Annotated in this window: 15 protein-coding genes; 2 read left to right on the top strand and 13 right to left on the bottom strand. The window is 69.4% G+C overall.

The window, feature by feature from the left end; all coding sequences use genetic code 11:
* The first annotated feature begins 226 nt into the window (after positions 1-226).
* Positions 227-961 carry a Crp/Fnr family transcriptional regulator gene (locus ABLE88_RS02795; protein WP_348829908.1) on the top strand — a complete coding sequence of 245 codons (735 nt, stop codon included), beginning with the start codon at positions 227-229 and terminating at the stop codon, positions 959-961.
* Between the two features lie 193 nt (positions 962-1,154).
* On the opposite strand, the gene ABLE88_RS02790 is transcribed toward ABLE88_RS02795, so the two are convergent.
* The 13 genes from ABLE88_RS02790 to xth form a co-directional block, all read right to left on the bottom strand.
* Positions 1,155-1,856, bottom strand: coding sequence for a GntR family transcriptional regulator (locus tag ABLE88_RS02790; protein ID WP_348829907.1), 702 nt, complete (start codon positions 1,854-1,856; stop codon positions 1,155-1,157).
* Entirely contained in the window at positions 1,853-3,052 is a 1,200-nt protein-coding gene (locus tag ABLE88_RS02785; RefSeq protein ID WP_348829906.1) for an FAD-dependent oxidoreductase, read from the bottom strand. The genes ABLE88_RS02790 and ABLE88_RS02785 overlap by 4 nt, the downstream gene beginning before the upstream one ends.
* Before the next feature lie 14 nt (positions 3,053-3,066).
* On the bottom strand, positions 3,067-3,855 hold the full coding sequence (locus ABLE88_RS02780) for an ABC transporter ATP-binding protein (protein WP_348829905.1): 789 nt from the start codon (positions 3,853-3,855) through the stop codon (positions 3,067-3,069).
* Between the two features lie 8 nt (positions 3,856-3,863).
* Positions 3,864-4,670 (bottom strand): ABC transporter permease, encoded by an 807-nt coding sequence (locus ABLE88_RS02775; protein WP_348829904.1) that lies wholly within the window; start codon positions 4,668-4,670, stop codon positions 3,864-3,866.
* Between the two features lie 65 nt (positions 4,671-4,735).
* Complete coding sequence (locus ABLE88_RS02770; protein WP_348829903.1) at positions 4,736-5,725, bottom strand: ABC transporter substrate-binding protein; 990 nt, start codon at positions 5,723-5,725, stop codon at positions 4,736-4,738.
* A gap of 51 nt (positions 5,726-5,776) precedes the next feature.
* Positions 5,777-6,475 (bottom strand): DUF2848 domain-containing protein, encoded by a 699-nt coding sequence (locus tag ABLE88_RS02765; RefSeq protein ID WP_348829902.1) that lies wholly within the window; start codon positions 6,473-6,475, stop codon positions 5,777-5,779.
* Positions 6,476-6,602: 127 nt separating this feature from the next.
* On the bottom strand, positions 6,603-7,775 hold the full coding sequence (locus ABLE88_RS02760; protein WP_348829901.1) for an ABC transporter substrate-binding protein: 1,173 nt from the start codon (positions 7,773-7,775) through the stop codon (positions 6,603-6,605).
* The gene (locus ABLE88_RS02755; protein ID WP_510182841.1) at positions 7,772-8,530 is read right to left on the bottom strand and encodes an ABC transporter ATP-binding protein; all 759 of its coding nucleotides are present in this window, start codon (positions 8,528-8,530) and stop codon (positions 7,772-7,774) included. The genes ABLE88_RS02760 and ABLE88_RS02755 overlap by 4 nt, the downstream gene beginning before the upstream one ends.
* On the bottom strand, positions 8,530-9,309 hold the full coding sequence (locus ABLE88_RS02750) for an ABC transporter ATP-binding protein (RefSeq protein ID WP_348829899.1): 780 nt from the start codon (positions 9,307-9,309) through the stop codon (positions 8,530-8,532). The genes ABLE88_RS02755 and ABLE88_RS02750 overlap by 1 nt, the downstream gene beginning before the upstream one ends.
* Positions 9,306-10,148: a branched-chain amino acid ABC transporter permease gene (locus tag ABLE88_RS02745; RefSeq protein WP_348829898.1), complete on the bottom strand. Its 843-nt coding sequence runs from the start codon at positions 10,146-10,148 to the stop codon at positions 9,306-9,308. Before ABLE88_RS02745 ends, ABLE88_RS02750 begins: the two co-directional genes overlap by 4 nt.
* Complete coding sequence (locus ABLE88_RS02740) at positions 10,148-11,020, bottom strand: branched-chain amino acid ABC transporter permease (protein ID WP_348829896.1); 873 nt, start codon at positions 11,018-11,020, stop codon at positions 10,148-10,150. The genes ABLE88_RS02745 and ABLE88_RS02740 overlap by 1 nt, the downstream gene beginning before the upstream one ends.
* A gap of 357 nt (positions 11,021-11,377) precedes the next feature.
* Positions 11,378-11,785, bottom strand: coding sequence for a GFA family protein (locus ABLE88_RS02735; RefSeq protein ID WP_348829895.1), 408 nt, complete (start codon positions 11,783-11,785; stop codon positions 11,378-11,380).
* A 31-nt stretch (positions 11,786-11,816) separates the two neighbouring features.
* Complete coding sequence (gene xth / locus ABLE88_RS02730) at positions 11,817-12,605, bottom strand: exodeoxyribonuclease III (RefSeq protein ID WP_348829893.1); 789 nt, start codon at positions 12,603-12,605, stop codon at positions 11,817-11,819.
* A gap of 681 nt (positions 12,606-13,286) precedes the next feature.
* Here xth and ABLE88_RS02725 point away from each other — a divergent pair.
* Positions 13,287-14,066 (top strand): SDR family NAD(P)-dependent oxidoreductase, encoded by a 780-nt coding sequence (locus ABLE88_RS02725; RefSeq protein WP_348829891.1) that lies wholly within the window; start codon positions 13,287-13,289, stop codon positions 14,064-14,066.
* The last annotated feature ends 110 nt before the right edge of the window (positions 14,067-14,176 follow it).

The raw sequence follows: 14,176 nt of genomic DNA, 5'->3' as shown, positions 1-14,176 counted from the left end.
TGAATCGGGTCCGGATCGTGCGGCGGCAGGAGGAAGTCCGCCCCGAGGGGGCGCGTTTTCTGAACGCAGGCGAAGGATCCGCTCAACGGGCAGATCATCGCGATCTGCTCCGATTTCGCCTTAAGCCATTGAAACGATGGGCAGTCTCTGTTCTGAAATGGAACGTCAGGGCCCTGAACCTGACGCGCTCCGGCTCCAGAGCACATGGCACGGCAGGAGACCCCCCATGCTACTTGCGTCACCGGACGATGTGCGCGGCAACCGCCTGCTGGCAGTGCTCAGCGAGAACGACCGCACGCGCCTATTGCCCCATCTGCACGCCTTCGACTTCGAGAACGGGGCGATTCTTCAGCCGGCAGGGGAAGACGTGGTGCACACGTGGTTTCCCTGCGGCGCGGCGCTCGCGTCCTTCTGCGTGTCGTCCGAGCCTGGCGACCTCATGGAGGTCGCGATCATCGGCTGGGAGGGCGCGGTGGGCGGCGTCGTCTCGAACGGACGCATTCCCGCCTTCGCCACCGCCCAGGTGCGCAGCGCCGGCCGCTTCCTGCGCATCCGCACCTCGGCGCTCGAGCAGGCGAAGATCGATTCCCTCCATCTGCGCCACTGGTTCGCGCGCTATTCCGACTGCCTGTTCGCGCAGCTGTTCCAGACCGCCGCCTGCAACGCCCGGCACACCATCCGCCAGCGCGCCTGCAAGTGGCTGCTGTCGGCGTCGGAACGTACCGGCAGCAACGAACTGGCGATGACCCAGGAGGATTTTGCCGCGCTGCTCGGGGTCGGCCGCAGCTTCGTCAACCGGACGCTGCACGCTTTGCGCGAGGAGGGGCTGGTCGAGATGCGGCGCGGCGTCATCGTCCTGAAGAACAAGAAGCGCCTGAAGCAGGCCGCCTGCGGATGCTCCATCGCCATCGAGAACCATTTCGACGAGGTGCTGCACGGCATCTACCCGATCAGCCAGTGAGGCCCGGGGCACCGGCTTGCCCGCGCGGCTTCGCGCCGCTGCCCGGCACCGCTGGCCGGCCGCCTCGGCCGGCGCCGCCGGCGTGCCCCGGCCGGGACCGAGCGCCACCGGGACGGGCGCGGCGCGACCATCCTGCGCCGCGCGGCCTTCAGAGCACGATCCACCCCTCAGGAAGCGCGCCCCGGTTCGGTCGCTAGAGCTGGCGTGTCAGGTTGTCGGCGAACGACAGGATGTGCGCCCGCGTCGCCGCCTCCGCCTGGTCCGGATCGCCGGCGCGCAACGCGTCGACGATGGCCGCGTGCTCGTCCACCACGCGGCGGTGGTGCTCATGGGCGCGCAGCGACACGAACCAGACCCGCTGCGCATGCTCGTGCAGGTTGCGCAAGATTTCGCCCAGCACCAGGTTGCGCGCCGCGGCGGAGATGGTGGCGTGGAAATCCCGGTCGAGCGCCATCAGCGTGTCGACATCGCGCGTCGCGGCCGCCGCCTTGCCCTGGCGCACATTGTCCACCAGCGCCTCGATCACCCGCGGGGTGGCGCGTTCGGCGGCGAGGCGGGCGCAGAAGCCTTCGTTCACGAGGCGCACGTCCACCATGTCGCGCACCTCGTCATGGGAGATGGGGCGCACGATGATGCCCTTGCGCGGCAGCACCTCCACGAGGCCGTCGCGCATCAGGCGGTCGAACGCCTGGCGCACCGGCGTGCGGCCCAGGCCGAGGCTGGCGGAGACCGCCGCCTCGCTGAGCGCCTCGCCGGGGCGGAAGGCGCACATGATGATGCGCCGCTTGATGGTTTCATAGGCCTCGTCGCGCAGCGAGCGCGGCGGGACGGCGCCCTCGCGGTCCTCGCCCGCGTCGAGCGGCATCAGGTCCCGCGCACTCTCGCTTTGCATCATCCCAGCTCCGACGCGCGCTTCAGGCTCGCGAACATGGACACCCGCATCAGATAGTCCCGCATGGCGGCCGGGTCATCCTTGACGCGGCGCATCTGCTGCGTGAAGCGCGCCTGGTCCTCGGGGCTTGCGGCCTCCAGGTTGCGCTTGTTCTGGATCGTCTGCGTCTGCACATATTCCACCGTCACCTGCCGGCGCTGGAGGTCGTAGCGGTCGAGCTCGGCCTCGCTTGCCTCCTTGTGCCACACCTTGGCGAGGCGCTGGGAGAGGCTGACCGCGTCGTGGATGCCGCCGTTCATGCCCATGCCGCCGAGCGGATTGTTGATGTGGGCGGCGTCGCCGGCGAGGAAGGCGCGGCCCACGCGATAGCTCTTCGCCACGCGCTGGTGCACCCGGTAGAGCGTGGCGTGGGCGATCTCGAAGGTCAGCGGTCCCTGCGGGCAGGCGCGCTTCAGCAGCGACTGGCCGAAGGCGGCCGATACCGCGTCCTGGTCACTCATGTCCGGGTGGACCGGGAACATCACCCGCCACAGGTCCGGCACCTTCAGCAGGAAGTGCCACAGCTCCGGATCGGCGACGTAGGACACCGCGTCGAGATTGGGCATCACCGAATAGAAGTCGAACGGCGTCGAGAGCACCAGAAAGCGCTCGGGCCAGGTGAAGCCCTCGAACTCGACGTTGAGCGCATGGCGCACCTGCGAGCGCGCGCCGTCGGCGCCGATCAGGAAGCGCCCGCGCCGCGTCTCCACCGAGCCGCCCTCGCGGGCGATCTCCACCGTCACGCCGTCGGCATCCTGCGAGAGGCCCACCACGCGGCGGTTGAACGCGATCTCGAAGCCCGGCGTGCCTTCGAGCTTCGCCAGCAGGATACGGGTGAGCTTGAACTGCTCGGATTGCAGCCGGTAGGGGTGGCGCGTGGCGTCGGCGATGGCGGCGAAGTCGAAGTCGGCGATCACTTCGCCGCCGGTGCGCCGGTATTGGAAGCGCGGCGCGATCAGGCCTTCGGCGATCAGCTCCCCGGCGGCGCCCAGCTCGTCCAGCATGTCGAGCGTCGGAGGATGGAAGGTGGAGGCGCGCGACTCGGTGGCCAGCGCGCTCTCGCCCTCGAACACCGTCACCGGCACGCCCCGCCGCAGCAGCTCGGCCGCCGCCACCATGCCCACCGGCCCCGCGCCGGCGATGAAGACCCGCTCTTCCATCTCACCTCTTCCTTTCAGGCGGCCGTCGACGCGTCGCGCCCGGACACCGAGATCCAGTGGCGGATCTCGGCGCGGATGCGGTCCACCTCGGCCTGGTTCTCGCTCGCGCCCTCGGGCACCGCGACCTCGTGGACGAGGCGCGCCGGCGCGCCGAACACGAGAATCCGCGTGCCCAGATAGATCGCCTCGTCGATGGCGTGGGTGACGATAAGAAACGTCATCTTCTGCCGGCGGGCCAGCGCCCGGAAATCGGAACGCAAGCGCATGGCGGTGATCTCGTCGAGGGCGCTGAACGCCTCGTCGAGCAGGATGATCTCCGGCCCGGTGGCGAAGGCGCGGGCGATGTTGGTGCGTTGGCGCATGCCGCCGGACATCTCGCTCGGCAGCGCCTCGGTGAACGGGCCGAGGCCGACCGCCCGCAGCCATTCGCGCGCCCGCTCGCGCCGCTCCGCCTCCGGCACGCCCTGGATCTGCAGGCCGAGCGCCACGTTGTCGGTGGCGGTGAGCCAGGGCAGCAGGCGGTCCTCCTGGAAGATGCGGGCGATGCGCCCCTTCTTGCGGATGAACTTCTCCACCGGCTCGCCGTCGATGGTGATGCGCCCGCTGTCCAGGCTCTTCAGGCCCAGCAGGCAGTCGAACAGCACCGACTTGCCGGCGCCGGTGGGGCCGACAATGGCGACATATTCGTTGTCGGCCACGTCGAAGGTCAGCTCGCGGATCGCCTCCACGGCGCCGCCGCTCTTCTGGATGAAGGACTTCTTGGCCTTCTCGATGCGGATCTTCACGGGGGATTGAGCGGTCATGGCGTGCCTCACGCGCGGTCGTGGTGGTCGCCGCGCCAGCGCAGCACGAAGCGTTCGAGGGCCTCGACGCCGTGGGTCATCATGATCGCCACCGCGACCATGATGAGGGTCCAGGCGAGCACCATGGCCATGTCGAACACGTTCTTGGCGAGGTCGAGTTCGCGGCCGATGCCGAACGGCGCACCCACGAGCTCGGCCACGATCACGGTGCGCACCGCATTGCCGATGTTGAGCTTGGTGGCGGTGAAGGCGAACGACTTCACGAACGGCCACAAAAGCAGGCGGATGTATTGCGCGCGGCTGGCGCCGAACGAGAGCACCATGTCGGTGAGCTTGCGGTCGATGGAGCGCACCCCGTCATAGACGCAGAACACCGTGACCGGCACGCACAGCATCACCAGCACGAAGGCGATGCGCAGCTCCACGTTGGAGAACCAGATCACGACGATGATGACCCAGTTCAGGGCCGGCACGCCCATGATGAACTTGATGATCGGCCGCAGGAAATCGTCCGCCCCGCGCCACAATCCCATGGCGAGGCCGATGGGCACGCCGATGACGAGCGACAGCATCACCGCGAACAGCATGCGCGCGAAGGTGATGAGCCCCTGGGAGAGCATGTCCCAGGTGGTGAGGATGGCAAGGATGTTCTTCGCGATGTCGCCGAGGCTCGGGAACAGGATCGGCGGGAAGAACAGCGAGGCGGTCTGCCAGGCGAGGGCGAGCACCGCGAACGGCGCGACGGCCTTCAGGACCCGCACGGCGCCGCGCCGGAGGCGGCTCGGCGCGGGGGCCGCGACTGCGATGTCGGACATGGGGCGATCCTCCATTCTTTCGCGGGATCAGGGTGGCCCGCCGCTGCGGGCCACCCGGCCCGCCGCTACTTCTTGGGCCAGGCGTAGTAGACGCCTGCGTCGGGAATGGCGGTGAGGAAGCCCGCTTCCTTGAAGCCCTTGAACAGGGCGTCGAGATTGTCCTTCTGGTCGATCGCCGGCTCGATGACGAAGGTGGTGATCTTGAGCTTCCGGCTCTCCTGGAGCGCCTCCACCGGCACCTTGGTGAACTCGGAGATGATCTTGTCGGCTTCTTCCGGATTCTTGTTGTAGAAGTCGGCGGCCTCCTGCCACATCTTCAAGGTGGCGAGCACCTTGTCGGGGTTGGCGTCGATCCAGGCCTTGTGGGCGAAGGCGCCGAGATACCAGACCGGCGCGGTCGGGGCCATGCCGAGCGCGTCCCGGATCGAGGCGTTCATGTCGCCCACCAGGTGGAAGCCCTTGATCAGCGTCGAGGACAGCGCCGGGTCGAACAGCAGGCCGGCATCCGCCCGGTCGGCGAGCAGCATGGTCTGCACCGCCGAGGGCGCGGCATCGACCACATTGATGTTCTTGCGCGGGTCGAGGTCGTTCTGCTTCAGGAAGAACGAGGCCATGCCGTAGAAGCCGGACGAGGTGGTGGCCGCCACCGTCTTGCCCTTGAGGTCGGCTGGCTTGGTGATGTCCGGGCTTTTCGAGACGAAAGCGTGGTTGGCGGTGGAGATGGTGAACAGCAGCTGCACCGGCATGCCGCGGGTGTAGAAGTTCGCCCCCGAGAACAGCGCCCCGAAGACGTGGGTGGAGCGGCCGGCGGCGAAGTCCGAATAGAGGATGCCGGGATTGGGGTAGAGCTTGATGTCGAAGTCGAGCCCGTATTTCTTGTCGAGCCCGCGCTTCTGGATGATCGGCACCAGGAACGAGCCGTTGGAGGGCGGGGCGAGGCCGCCCGCGCCGGAGACCGTCTCCTGCGCGAGGGCTGGCGCTGCGAGCGCCAGGGCGCCGGCCAGAAGGCCGGCGAGGGCGGCGCCGCGGGCGCGTGGGCCGAAACTGGTCTTCATGGCTTGGTTCCCTTCCGTTTTTTTCGATGGACGCGGTCGATCCGCGATGCCTCAGCCAAGCACCGGCAGCACCGTCACGTCGTAGCCGTGGCGGATGGCGCGGCCGAGCACCGGGTCTTCGATCTCGAACTCGAAGCGGTCCGCCGGGCGGATGCCGCCATGGGCGGCGAGCGTGCCGCAGAACATGGCGGCGCCAGCGTCGAACGGGCCGTCATAGCCGGCGAGGATGTCCAGGGGCGGCAGCATGGCCGCCACCGAGCCCTCCTGGTAGAGCGTGCGCGCCCCGCCGATCACCGCGAAGGCGCGCAGCACCAGTCTGTCCCAGTGGGGCAGCACCTCGTCGAGCGCCCACAGCTCGGCGGCCACCGGCTTGTCGCACATCTGCTTTGAGACGGTGATGTTGTAGGTCTCCACCTTGCGGTCGGTGTGGTCCGAGCCGATGCCGAGGAAGCGGCGGCCGCCGGCCTTCAGGATCATGAACTCCACCTCGCCGGACGAATCCGGCCCGGTGGATTCGATGGCGTCCGCGGTGGTGAGGCGGGCGGCGGCGACGCGGTAATAGATCGGCGTCGAGGCCGGGCGCGGCACGCCCAGCTCCTCCAGCTCCTTGATGTGTTTCTCCAGCGCGACCTTGTCGCGCCCGGTCCAGCCGGCGATCACGGCAGTGCCGATGAGGAAGGTCTCCTCAAAGCTGCGTCCGTCGGCATGAACGGTGAAGGTCAGGGCCTTGGCGTGTCCGGATGGGGACATCTTGTTTCCTCCAGGATCAGGAAAAGCTGGAACTTAGACGCGGGAACCTTGGGTCTTGCAGAGGAAGGATCGACGCCGCCGCCCAGGGGGTGGAGGCGGCGGCGCCGATCCCCACGCCACGCGCCGGTCAATGGGGCGTGCGCGTGGCGAGAAGGGTCCATTTCCCGTCCTTCACCTCGAGGATGTAGACGGGCTTCACCGCGTCGCCGTCGGTGAAGGAGATGGCGCCCTCAAGAGCCGGGAAGTCCTTGAGCTTTGCGAGCTGGTCGCGGATGGCGGTGCGTTCGGCGGCGACCTTGGTCTTGTCGCCGGTGACGCCGGCGCGCTTCATCGCCTCGGCATAGAGATAGACGATGTCATAGACCGAGGCGTCCATCTGGTTCGGGTCGGTGCGGGGGTAGCCCGCCGCCTTGGTGCGCTTGGCGAACTCGGCGGCAAACGCCTTGGTCTCAGCGTTCACCTCGGGGAAGAAGGTGGTGCCGATGGTCAGCGTCTCGCCGGCGCCGTCCATGCGCTTGGGCAGCTCGGGATCGGCGATGGTGGTGCCGCCGACGAGGCGGGTCTTCACGCCCTGGCGCTTCAGCTCCTTGGCGATGTTCACCGCGCCCTCGGGCGGCGAGCCGAGGCCGACGATGTCGGGCGCCATCTGCTTCAGCTGCGCCACCTGGGGCGACAAATCGAAGGCCGCGAGCTGGAAGTCCACCGCGCCCTTGGAGGGGATGGAATATTTCTCGAACATCTTGGGCACCACGCCGGTGCCGATGGACTTTGACACCACATCGTCGGTGGCGTAGGCCGCCGCGCCCGAGGCCATGGGCAGCTTCTTGTCCTTGAGGGCGGCGAGCACCTGGTCGATGACCTTGCCCTCGTCGGTGGTGTTGCGGAAGCCGTAGGTGAAGCCCTTGGTGAGGCCCGGCGCCGAGGAGGCCATGGACATCTGCGGGATGCCCTCGCGCTCGCCCACCGGGAAGGTGGTGCGCACCTCGGAGGAGGAGAACGGGCCGATGACGGCGAGCGCGCCGGCATCCTGCGCGAACGAGCGCACGGCGGTGGTGGCCTGCTTGGGATCGCCGGCGGTGTCGAACTTGACCACCTTGATCTTCCTGCCGTTGATGCCGCCCTTGGCGTTGATCTGCTCCACCGCCAGGTCCACCGCCACCTCGTTGGTGTTGGCGAGCGACACGTAGGGGCCGCTCTTGGCCATCATGTAGCCGAGCACCAGCTCGCCCTCCGCCCGGGCCTGCCCCGCGACGAGGAGCGCCGCGATCGCGGCCGCGCCGGTTGCCAGTCTCATGGTCATGGTCTCAACTCCTCTCTGGATGGGTTCGGCGCGGGGCGGGCCCCGTCTTCGCCGAGATAGGCTTCCTGGAGCCGGGGATCGCGCGCGAGCGCGGCGGGATCGCCCGCCATGATCACCCGGCCGAGCTCCAGCACGCTGGCGCGGTGGGCGGCGGCGAGCGCCTTGCCGGTGTTCTGCTCCACCAGCAGCACCGACAGCCCGCCGGCATTGAGTTCGCGGATCAGCTCGAACAGCTTGGCGACGAACAGGGGCGAGAGACCCAGCGACGGCTCGTCGAGCATCATCAGGCGGGGCTTTGCCATCATCGCTCGGCCGATGGCGAGCATCTGCTGCTCGCCGCCGGACAGGCACGAGGCGGCCATGTGGCGCCGCTCGGCGAGGTTGGCGAAGCGGTCGTAGATGGCGTCCTTCTCGCGGGCGATGGCGTCCTGGTCGGTGCGCATGTGGGCGCCGAGGAGCAGGTTCTCCTCCACCGTGAGCGAGATCAGGATGCGTCGGCCCTCCGGCACCAGGACGATGCCCTTCTCGATGCGCTTGTGGGCCGGGGCGCGGGTGATGTCCGCATCCGCGAAGGTGATGCCGCCGCCCTTCGCCGGCACCGCGCCCAGGATCGCGCGCAGCAGCGTCGACTTGCCCGCGCCATTGGCGCCCAGCACGGTGACGACCTCGCCCTCATGGACCTGGAGCGAGACGCCCCTCAGCGCCGCCACGCGGCCGAAGGAGACGGAGAGGTCGCTGACGTCGAGCAGAGCCATCACGCGGCCTCCCCGTCGGAGCCGATATAGGCCTCGCGCACCCTGGCATTGCGCCGCACCGCGGAGAGCGGCCCCTCGGCGATCTTCTCGCCGAAGTTCAGCACCACCACCTTCGCGCAGACGCTGTCCACGAAGTGCATGTCGTGCTCGACCACGATCAGGGTCACGCCCCTCGCCAGCAGGTCCTTGAGATGGTCGCGCAGGGCGTTCGTCTCGCTGGGATTGAGCCCGGCGGCGGGCTCGTCCAGCATCAGCACGGTGGCGCCCGCGAGCGTCGCCCGCACCAGGTCGATGCGCTTCCTGACGCCGTAGGGCAGGGCGCTCACGGTCTCCTCGGCGTAACGGGCGAGGCCCGCCTCTTCCAGCGCCGCGCGGGCCTCCCTCTTCCAGCGGTGGCCGGGCACGAGGCGGAAGGGGGCGAGGAGGTCCCTGAGCGTCGCGGCGCGGACGTGCTGGCCCACCAGGAGGTTCTCCAGCACCGTGAGATGGGACATGAGCCGCACGTTCTGGAACGAGCGGGCGATGCCGGTGGAGATGCGCTTGCGCGAGGGCATGTGCGTCACGTCGGTGCCGTTGACGTGGATGGTGCCTGCATCCAGCGCGTAGACGCCGCTGACGAGGTTGAAGACCGTGGTCTTGCCGGCGCCGTTGGGGCCGATCAGCGCGGTGGCGCGGCCCCTGGGCGCCTCGAAGGACAGGTCGCGGATGGCGCGCACGCCGGCGAACGACTTCGCCAGATTGGTGACCGAGAGGGCGGCGGCGGGCATTGGCGTGCTCATGCCTCGCCCTCCGCGGTGCGGCGCCGGAACATCCGCAGCAGCGCCGCCGTCACGAGGCCCTGCGGGCGCACGGCCATGAAGACGATGATGAACACCGCGAACAGCGCGTAGCGCCATTCGTTCGAAGCGCGCAGCAACTCCGGCACCAGGGTGAAGAAGGCGGCGCCCACCAGCGGACCCCACACCGTCTGGGTGCCGCCGAACAGCACGTAGAGCACGGTGTAGACCGAGAGCAGCACGCTGAAGTGCTGGGCCTCGACGAAATTGTAGTGATGCGCATAGAAGGCGCCGCCGAAGCCGGCCACCGCCGCGCCGAGCGCGAACGCCGCCACCTGCATGCCGCGCACCGAGATGCCCATGAGGTCGGCGACCGTCGGGTCGCTCTTCACGGCCGTGAGATAGAGCTGAAAGCGCGTGCGCGAGAGCAGCAGCATCAGCGCCACCACGCCGGCCGCCGCCGCGAACACCGCGTTGGGGCCGGCATAGTCGGCCACCGGATAGCCGGCGGCGCCGCCCACCACCTCGAGGTTCAGGAAGAGCGCGGAGATCACCTGGCCGAGCGCGAAGGTGGCCATGGCGAGATAGATGCCGTGGGTGCGCAGTACCGGGATGCCGATGAGGATGCCGGTGAGGCCCGCCGCCGCCGCGCCCACCGGCACCGCGGCCCACAGGGGCCACATAAATTCATTGGTCAGGAACGCCGCGCCGTAGGCGCCGATGGCCATGAAGCCGGCGATGCCGAGGTTCAATTGGCCCGCCGCCAGCGGCAGGTAGACCGCATAGGCGGCGATCACGTTGAAGGCGAGGACGACCAGGACCCCGGTGAGATAGCCGCTCATCAGAGCTTCTCCCGGCTCGGGGCGCGGCCGAGCAGGCCTTGCGGGCGCACGATCAGGATCAGCAGCAGCAGGCCGTACACCGTGATGTTCACCACGTCGGCGCCGATGAAGGAGATGGACAGCACCTCGGCGAGGCCGATCAGAAGCCCACCCAGCACCGCGCCCCAGATCGAGCCCATGCCGCCGACGATCATGGCGGCGACGCCCTTGAAGCCGACGCCCTCGCCCATGAAGGGCGAGACCTGCTGGTAGTTCACCGCGAACAGGATGCCGGCGACGGCGGCGAGCAGCGCCGAGGCGATGAAAAGCTGGGGCACCAGGCGGGAGATGTCGATGCCGAGGATCAAAGCGGTCTCGCGGTTCTCGGCCACGGTGCGGATGCGCCGGCCGGCATTGGTGGCCGAGAGCAGGTAGGACAGGAGGGCGACCAGCGTCAGCGAGAGGCCGAGCGAGATCAGCTGGGCGATGCCGATGACGAGCCCGCCAATGCGGATGTTGAGGTCGGGCAGCAGCGCCGGGAACGCTTGCTGGTCGGAGCCGTAGGCGATGAGCATGAGGTTTTCGAGCAGCACGAGGAAGCCGAGCGAGGACACGAGCGGCACCTCCGGATCGCCGCTCTGCATGGGGCGGAAGGCGAGGCGCTCCACCAGCAGCGAGACGACGGCGGCGGCGAGCAGCGCGCCGGAAAAGGCGAGGAAAGCGGGCCAGCCCTTCGCCATCAGGCCGAAGGAGAGCATGCCGCCGAGCATGAACAGGCCGGGGATGGAGAAGTTGAGGAAATTGAGCACGCCGATGGCGAGGGTGAAGGCCACCGCCACCAACATGTAGATGGCGCCGAGCATCACGCCGTTGACGATCTGCTGGGAAAGCATGACGCGGAATGGGCCTCCGGGACCCGCCCCGACCGCCCGTGACCGGGCCGCCTCAGGACGGCTGATGGCTATGATACAAAGCTATCGCGGCGGCACGTTCAAGCTGAAATTTCAGGCGGATTTCACAAGTCTGCCGGCAATCCACAGGTGGGGCAGAATGGCTGCCATATATCTATAAACTATTGACAATATTTGATAAATAAGCCCGGGGCGCGGCCAGCTCAGGCCCCCGCCGACGGCCGGATGCCGAAGCGGCGGGCGATCGTCTGCCCAAGGAAGGGGCATGAGGGCGCCCCTTGGGGGCAGGGATCCGGGCCGTCTCGGGCAGGCCCGCTTCGGCGAATGGGCCGCGGCGGCCTAGGGCGCCTCGGCACCGTGGCGGGGCAAACCGGGGCCCAGGCCCTGCGCCATCTCAAGGGCGGTGGAGGTCCAGATGTGGTGGGTCGGCGGGAGGGCGTCGGGGTCGTCCAGGGTCCCGAGCGAAACGTCGACCGCGTCCTCCCGGGCCATGTCGAACAGGATCGGGCTGCCGCAGGCGCCGCAGAACCCGCGCACCACCCCCGGCGACGACGCGTAGAGCTTCAGAACCCCTTGAACCACCTCGAAATCTCCCCGCTCCACCGTGACCCAGGGCAGGGCGGCGGAGCCCGAGGCGCGGCGGCACAGGGTGCAGTGGCACCAATAGGCCGCGCGCGGATGGCGCAGGCGGTAGCGCACCGCCCCGCACAGGCATCCGCCCGGATATGTGCGGCTGTTCTCGCTCATCTTCCGCGATCTCTCATCTGCGCCGCGTCCCTCAGGTGGCGATGGCGAAATCGGCCCACACCGGCACGTGGTCGGACGGCTTCTCCCAGGCGCGCACGTGCTTGTCGATGCCGACCGCGATCAGCTTGTCCGCCGCCTGGGGCGAGAGCAGCAGATGGTCGATGCGGATGCCGTTGTCGCGCTGCCAGGCCCCCGCCTGGTAGTCCCAGAAGGTGAAAAGGCGCGGCGCGTCGGAGGCGGCGCGCACGGCGTCGGTGAGCCCGAGATTGAGAAGGCCGCGGAACGCCTGCCGGGTGGGCGGCAGGAACAGGGCGTCGCCGGCCCATTGGGCCGGGTCCGCGGCATCCTCCGGCGTGGGGATGACGTTGAAGTCGCCCGCCAGCACCAGCGGCTCCTCGAGCTTCAGCCGGTCGGCGGCGAACGCCTTCAGGCGCGCCATGAAGCCGAGCTTGTAGGGATATTTCTCGGTGTCCGGCGGGTTGCCGTTGGGAAGGTAGAGGCAGGCGACGCGCACCACGCCGCCCTTCGCCGACACCACCGCCTCGATGAAGCGCGCCTGCTCGTCGCCGTCGTCGCCGGCAAGGCCGTGGGTCACGTCCTCCAGCGGCAGCTTGGAGAGCAGGGCCACGCCGTTGAAGCCCTTCTGGCCGTGCACGCTCACATTGTAGCCGAGGCTCTCGAATGGCTCTTTCGGAAACGCCTCGGTCTGGCACTTGATCTCCTGGAGGCAGACCACCTGCGGGTCGGTCTCCTTCAGCCACGCCAGCGCATGGTCGAGCCGCTGGCGGATGGAGTTCACGTTCCAGGTGGCGATGCGCATGCGGGGGGCTCCTCGGGCCGGCGAGGATAGCGCGCGCGGGCGCCGCCGCAAGGGCGGGGAGGGCGGGTGCGGCGACCACCCCCGGATCGCGTCCCCGCTTTTAGCCGGAGGAGCTTTCCCTCCCCCTTGGGGGGCGGGCAGGGGAGGGGGTGTGGCAAGCTCCGGTGCACCGCCGGACGGCAGCGTCGCCGGGGGAGCGGGAGTTCCGGCGCGCCACCCCCACCCCCTCACCCCTCCCCACAAGGGGGAGGGGAGCCGCGGCGCGCCTTGGGACGTCCTGGCCGCGCACTCGAACGCGCTTGCCAAGAGCCACCCCCTCCATAAAGGCTCACCCCTCCCCCTTGCGGGGAGGGGCAGGGGTGGGGGTGTCCGGAACGCTTCCGCAACGCGGCCGGCCCGGCCCCCAAAGGCCGGTGCGGACCCCACCCCCTCAGCCCTCCCCGCAAGGGGGGAGGGGAGGCACGGCGCGCCTTGGGACGTCCTGGCCGCGCACTCGAGCGCGATTGCCAAGAGCCACCCCCTCCATAAAGGCTCACCCCTCCCCACAAAGGGGAGAGGTGCCGCGGCGCCCCTTGGGGATATCCCGGCCGGGCGCATGGCCCATGCGGCGCCGCCGCCTGCCCCTTTCACGGCCCGGCCGGCGGTCGTATGGAAGGCGCTTCACGCGCAGGATCGCAGCCCATGGCCTCTTCCCCCGCCGCCGACCTCGATTTCTCCGGCAAGCGCGTGCTCGTCACCGGCGCGGCGGGCGGCATCGGCATGGCCATCGCCGCCGCCTTCGCCGCGCAGGGCGCGCGCGTGATCCTCGCCGATCTCAGCGCCGCGGCGGCGGCGCAGGCGCTGGAGGCGAGCGCCATTCCGGCCGGCCAGGCGGCCCCGCTCGCCCTCGACGTGACCGACGAGGGCGCGGTCGATGCCGCCTTCAGCGCCCTCGCGGCGCAGGGCGCGGCGCCGCACATCCTGATCAACAATGCCGGCCTCTCCATCCGCAGGGGCATCGAGGACCTGAGCCTGAAGGACTGGGACACAGTGTTCGCGGTGAACGTCACCGGCGCCTTCCTGTGCACCCGCGCGGCGGTGCCCCACATGCGCGCCGCAGGGGCGGGGGCGATCGTCAACATCGCCTCCATCATGGGCCTGTCCGGCGGCGGGCCCTATCCCAACCCGGCCTACCAGGCCAGCAAGGGGGCGCTGGTGAACCTCACGCGCGGGCTGGCGGTGGAGCTGGCGCCCGCCGGCATCCGCGTCAATGCGGTGGCGCCCACCTGGGTGCGCACGCCCTTCATCGCCGCGCTGCTGGATGACGAGGCGACCCGGCTCAAGCTGGAGGCGTTGATGCCCATGGGCCGCCTCGCGGAGCCGCAGGACGTGGCGGCGGCCACCCTGTTCCTGGCGAGCCCCATGGCGGGCATGATCACCGGCCACACCTTGCCGGTGGACGGCGGCTTCCTCGCCCAGTGAGGCGGGCCAGCGCGGTCCGTCCTCCACACCCGGCCGGCGCCGCCGCGAACCGGCGCTCTTTCCATGGGACGGCTGCGCCCCTATAACGCGCCAGCCGGCCGATCGGGGCC

Source organism: Xanthobacter luteus (assembly GCF_040049235.1).
Lineage (GTDB): Bacteria > Pseudomonadota > Alphaproteobacteria > Rhizobiales > Xanthobacteraceae > Xanthobacter.
This window is presented reverse-complemented; position numbering and strand designations above follow the sequence as displayed.

Coding starts and splice junctions, on each gene's coding strand:
- ABLE88_RS02760 (WP_348829901.1), bottom strand. CDS start 7,775: ATGACCATGAGACTGGCAACCGGCGCGGCCGCGATCGCGGCGCTCCTC.
- ABLE88_RS02755 (WP_510182841.1), bottom strand. CDS start 8,530: ATGGCTCTGCTCGACGTCAGCGACCTCTCCGTCTCCTTCGGCCGCGTG.
- ABLE88_RS02770 (WP_348829903.1), bottom strand. CDS start 5,725: ATGAAGACCAGTTTCGGCCCACGCGCCCGCGGCGCCGCCCTCGCCGGC.
- ABLE88_RS02745 (WP_348829898.1), bottom strand. CDS start 10,148: ATGAGCGGCTATCTCACCGGGGTCCTGGTCGTCCTCGCCTTCAACGTG.
- ABLE88_RS02780 (WP_348829905.1), bottom strand. CDS start 3,855: ATGACCGCTCAATCCCCCGTGAAGATCCGCATCGAGAAGGCCAAGAAG.
- ABLE88_RS02740 (WP_348829896.1), bottom strand. CDS start 11,020: ATGCTTTCCCAGCAGATCGTCAACGGCGTGATGCTCGGCGCCATCTAC.
- ABLE88_RS02790 (WP_348829907.1), bottom strand. CDS start 1,856: ATGATGCAAAGCGAGAGTGCGCGGGACCTGATGCCGCTCGACGCGGGC.
- ABLE88_RS02750 (WP_348829899.1), bottom strand. CDS start 9,309: ATGAGCACGCCAATGCCCGCCGCCGCCCTCTCGGTCACCAATCTGGCG.
- ABLE88_RS02765 (WP_348829902.1), bottom strand. CDS start 6,475: ATGTCCCCATCCGGACACGCCAAGGCCCTGACCTTCACCGTTCATGCC.
- ABLE88_RS02795 (WP_348829908.1), top strand. CDS start 227: ATGCTACTTGCGTCACCGGACGATGTGCGCGGCAACCGCCTGCTGGCA.
- ABLE88_RS02735 (WP_348829895.1), bottom strand. CDS start 11,785: ATGAGCGAGAACAGCCGCACATATCCGGGCGGATGCCTGTGCGGGGCG.
- ABLE88_RS02725 (WP_348829891.1), top strand. CDS start 13,287: ATGGCCTCTTCCCCCGCCGCCGACCTCGATTTCTCCGGCAAGCGCGTG.
- ABLE88_RS02775 (WP_348829904.1), bottom strand. CDS start 4,670: ATGTCCGACATCGCAGTCGCGGCCCCCGCGCCGAGCCGCCTCCGGCGC.
- ABLE88_RS02785 (WP_348829906.1), bottom strand. CDS start 3,052: ATGGAAGAGCGGGTCTTCATCGCCGGCGCGGGGCCGGTGGGCATGGTG.
- xth (WP_348829893.1), bottom strand. CDS start 12,605: ATGCGCATCGCCACCTGGAACGTGAACTCCATCCGCCAGCGGCTCGAC.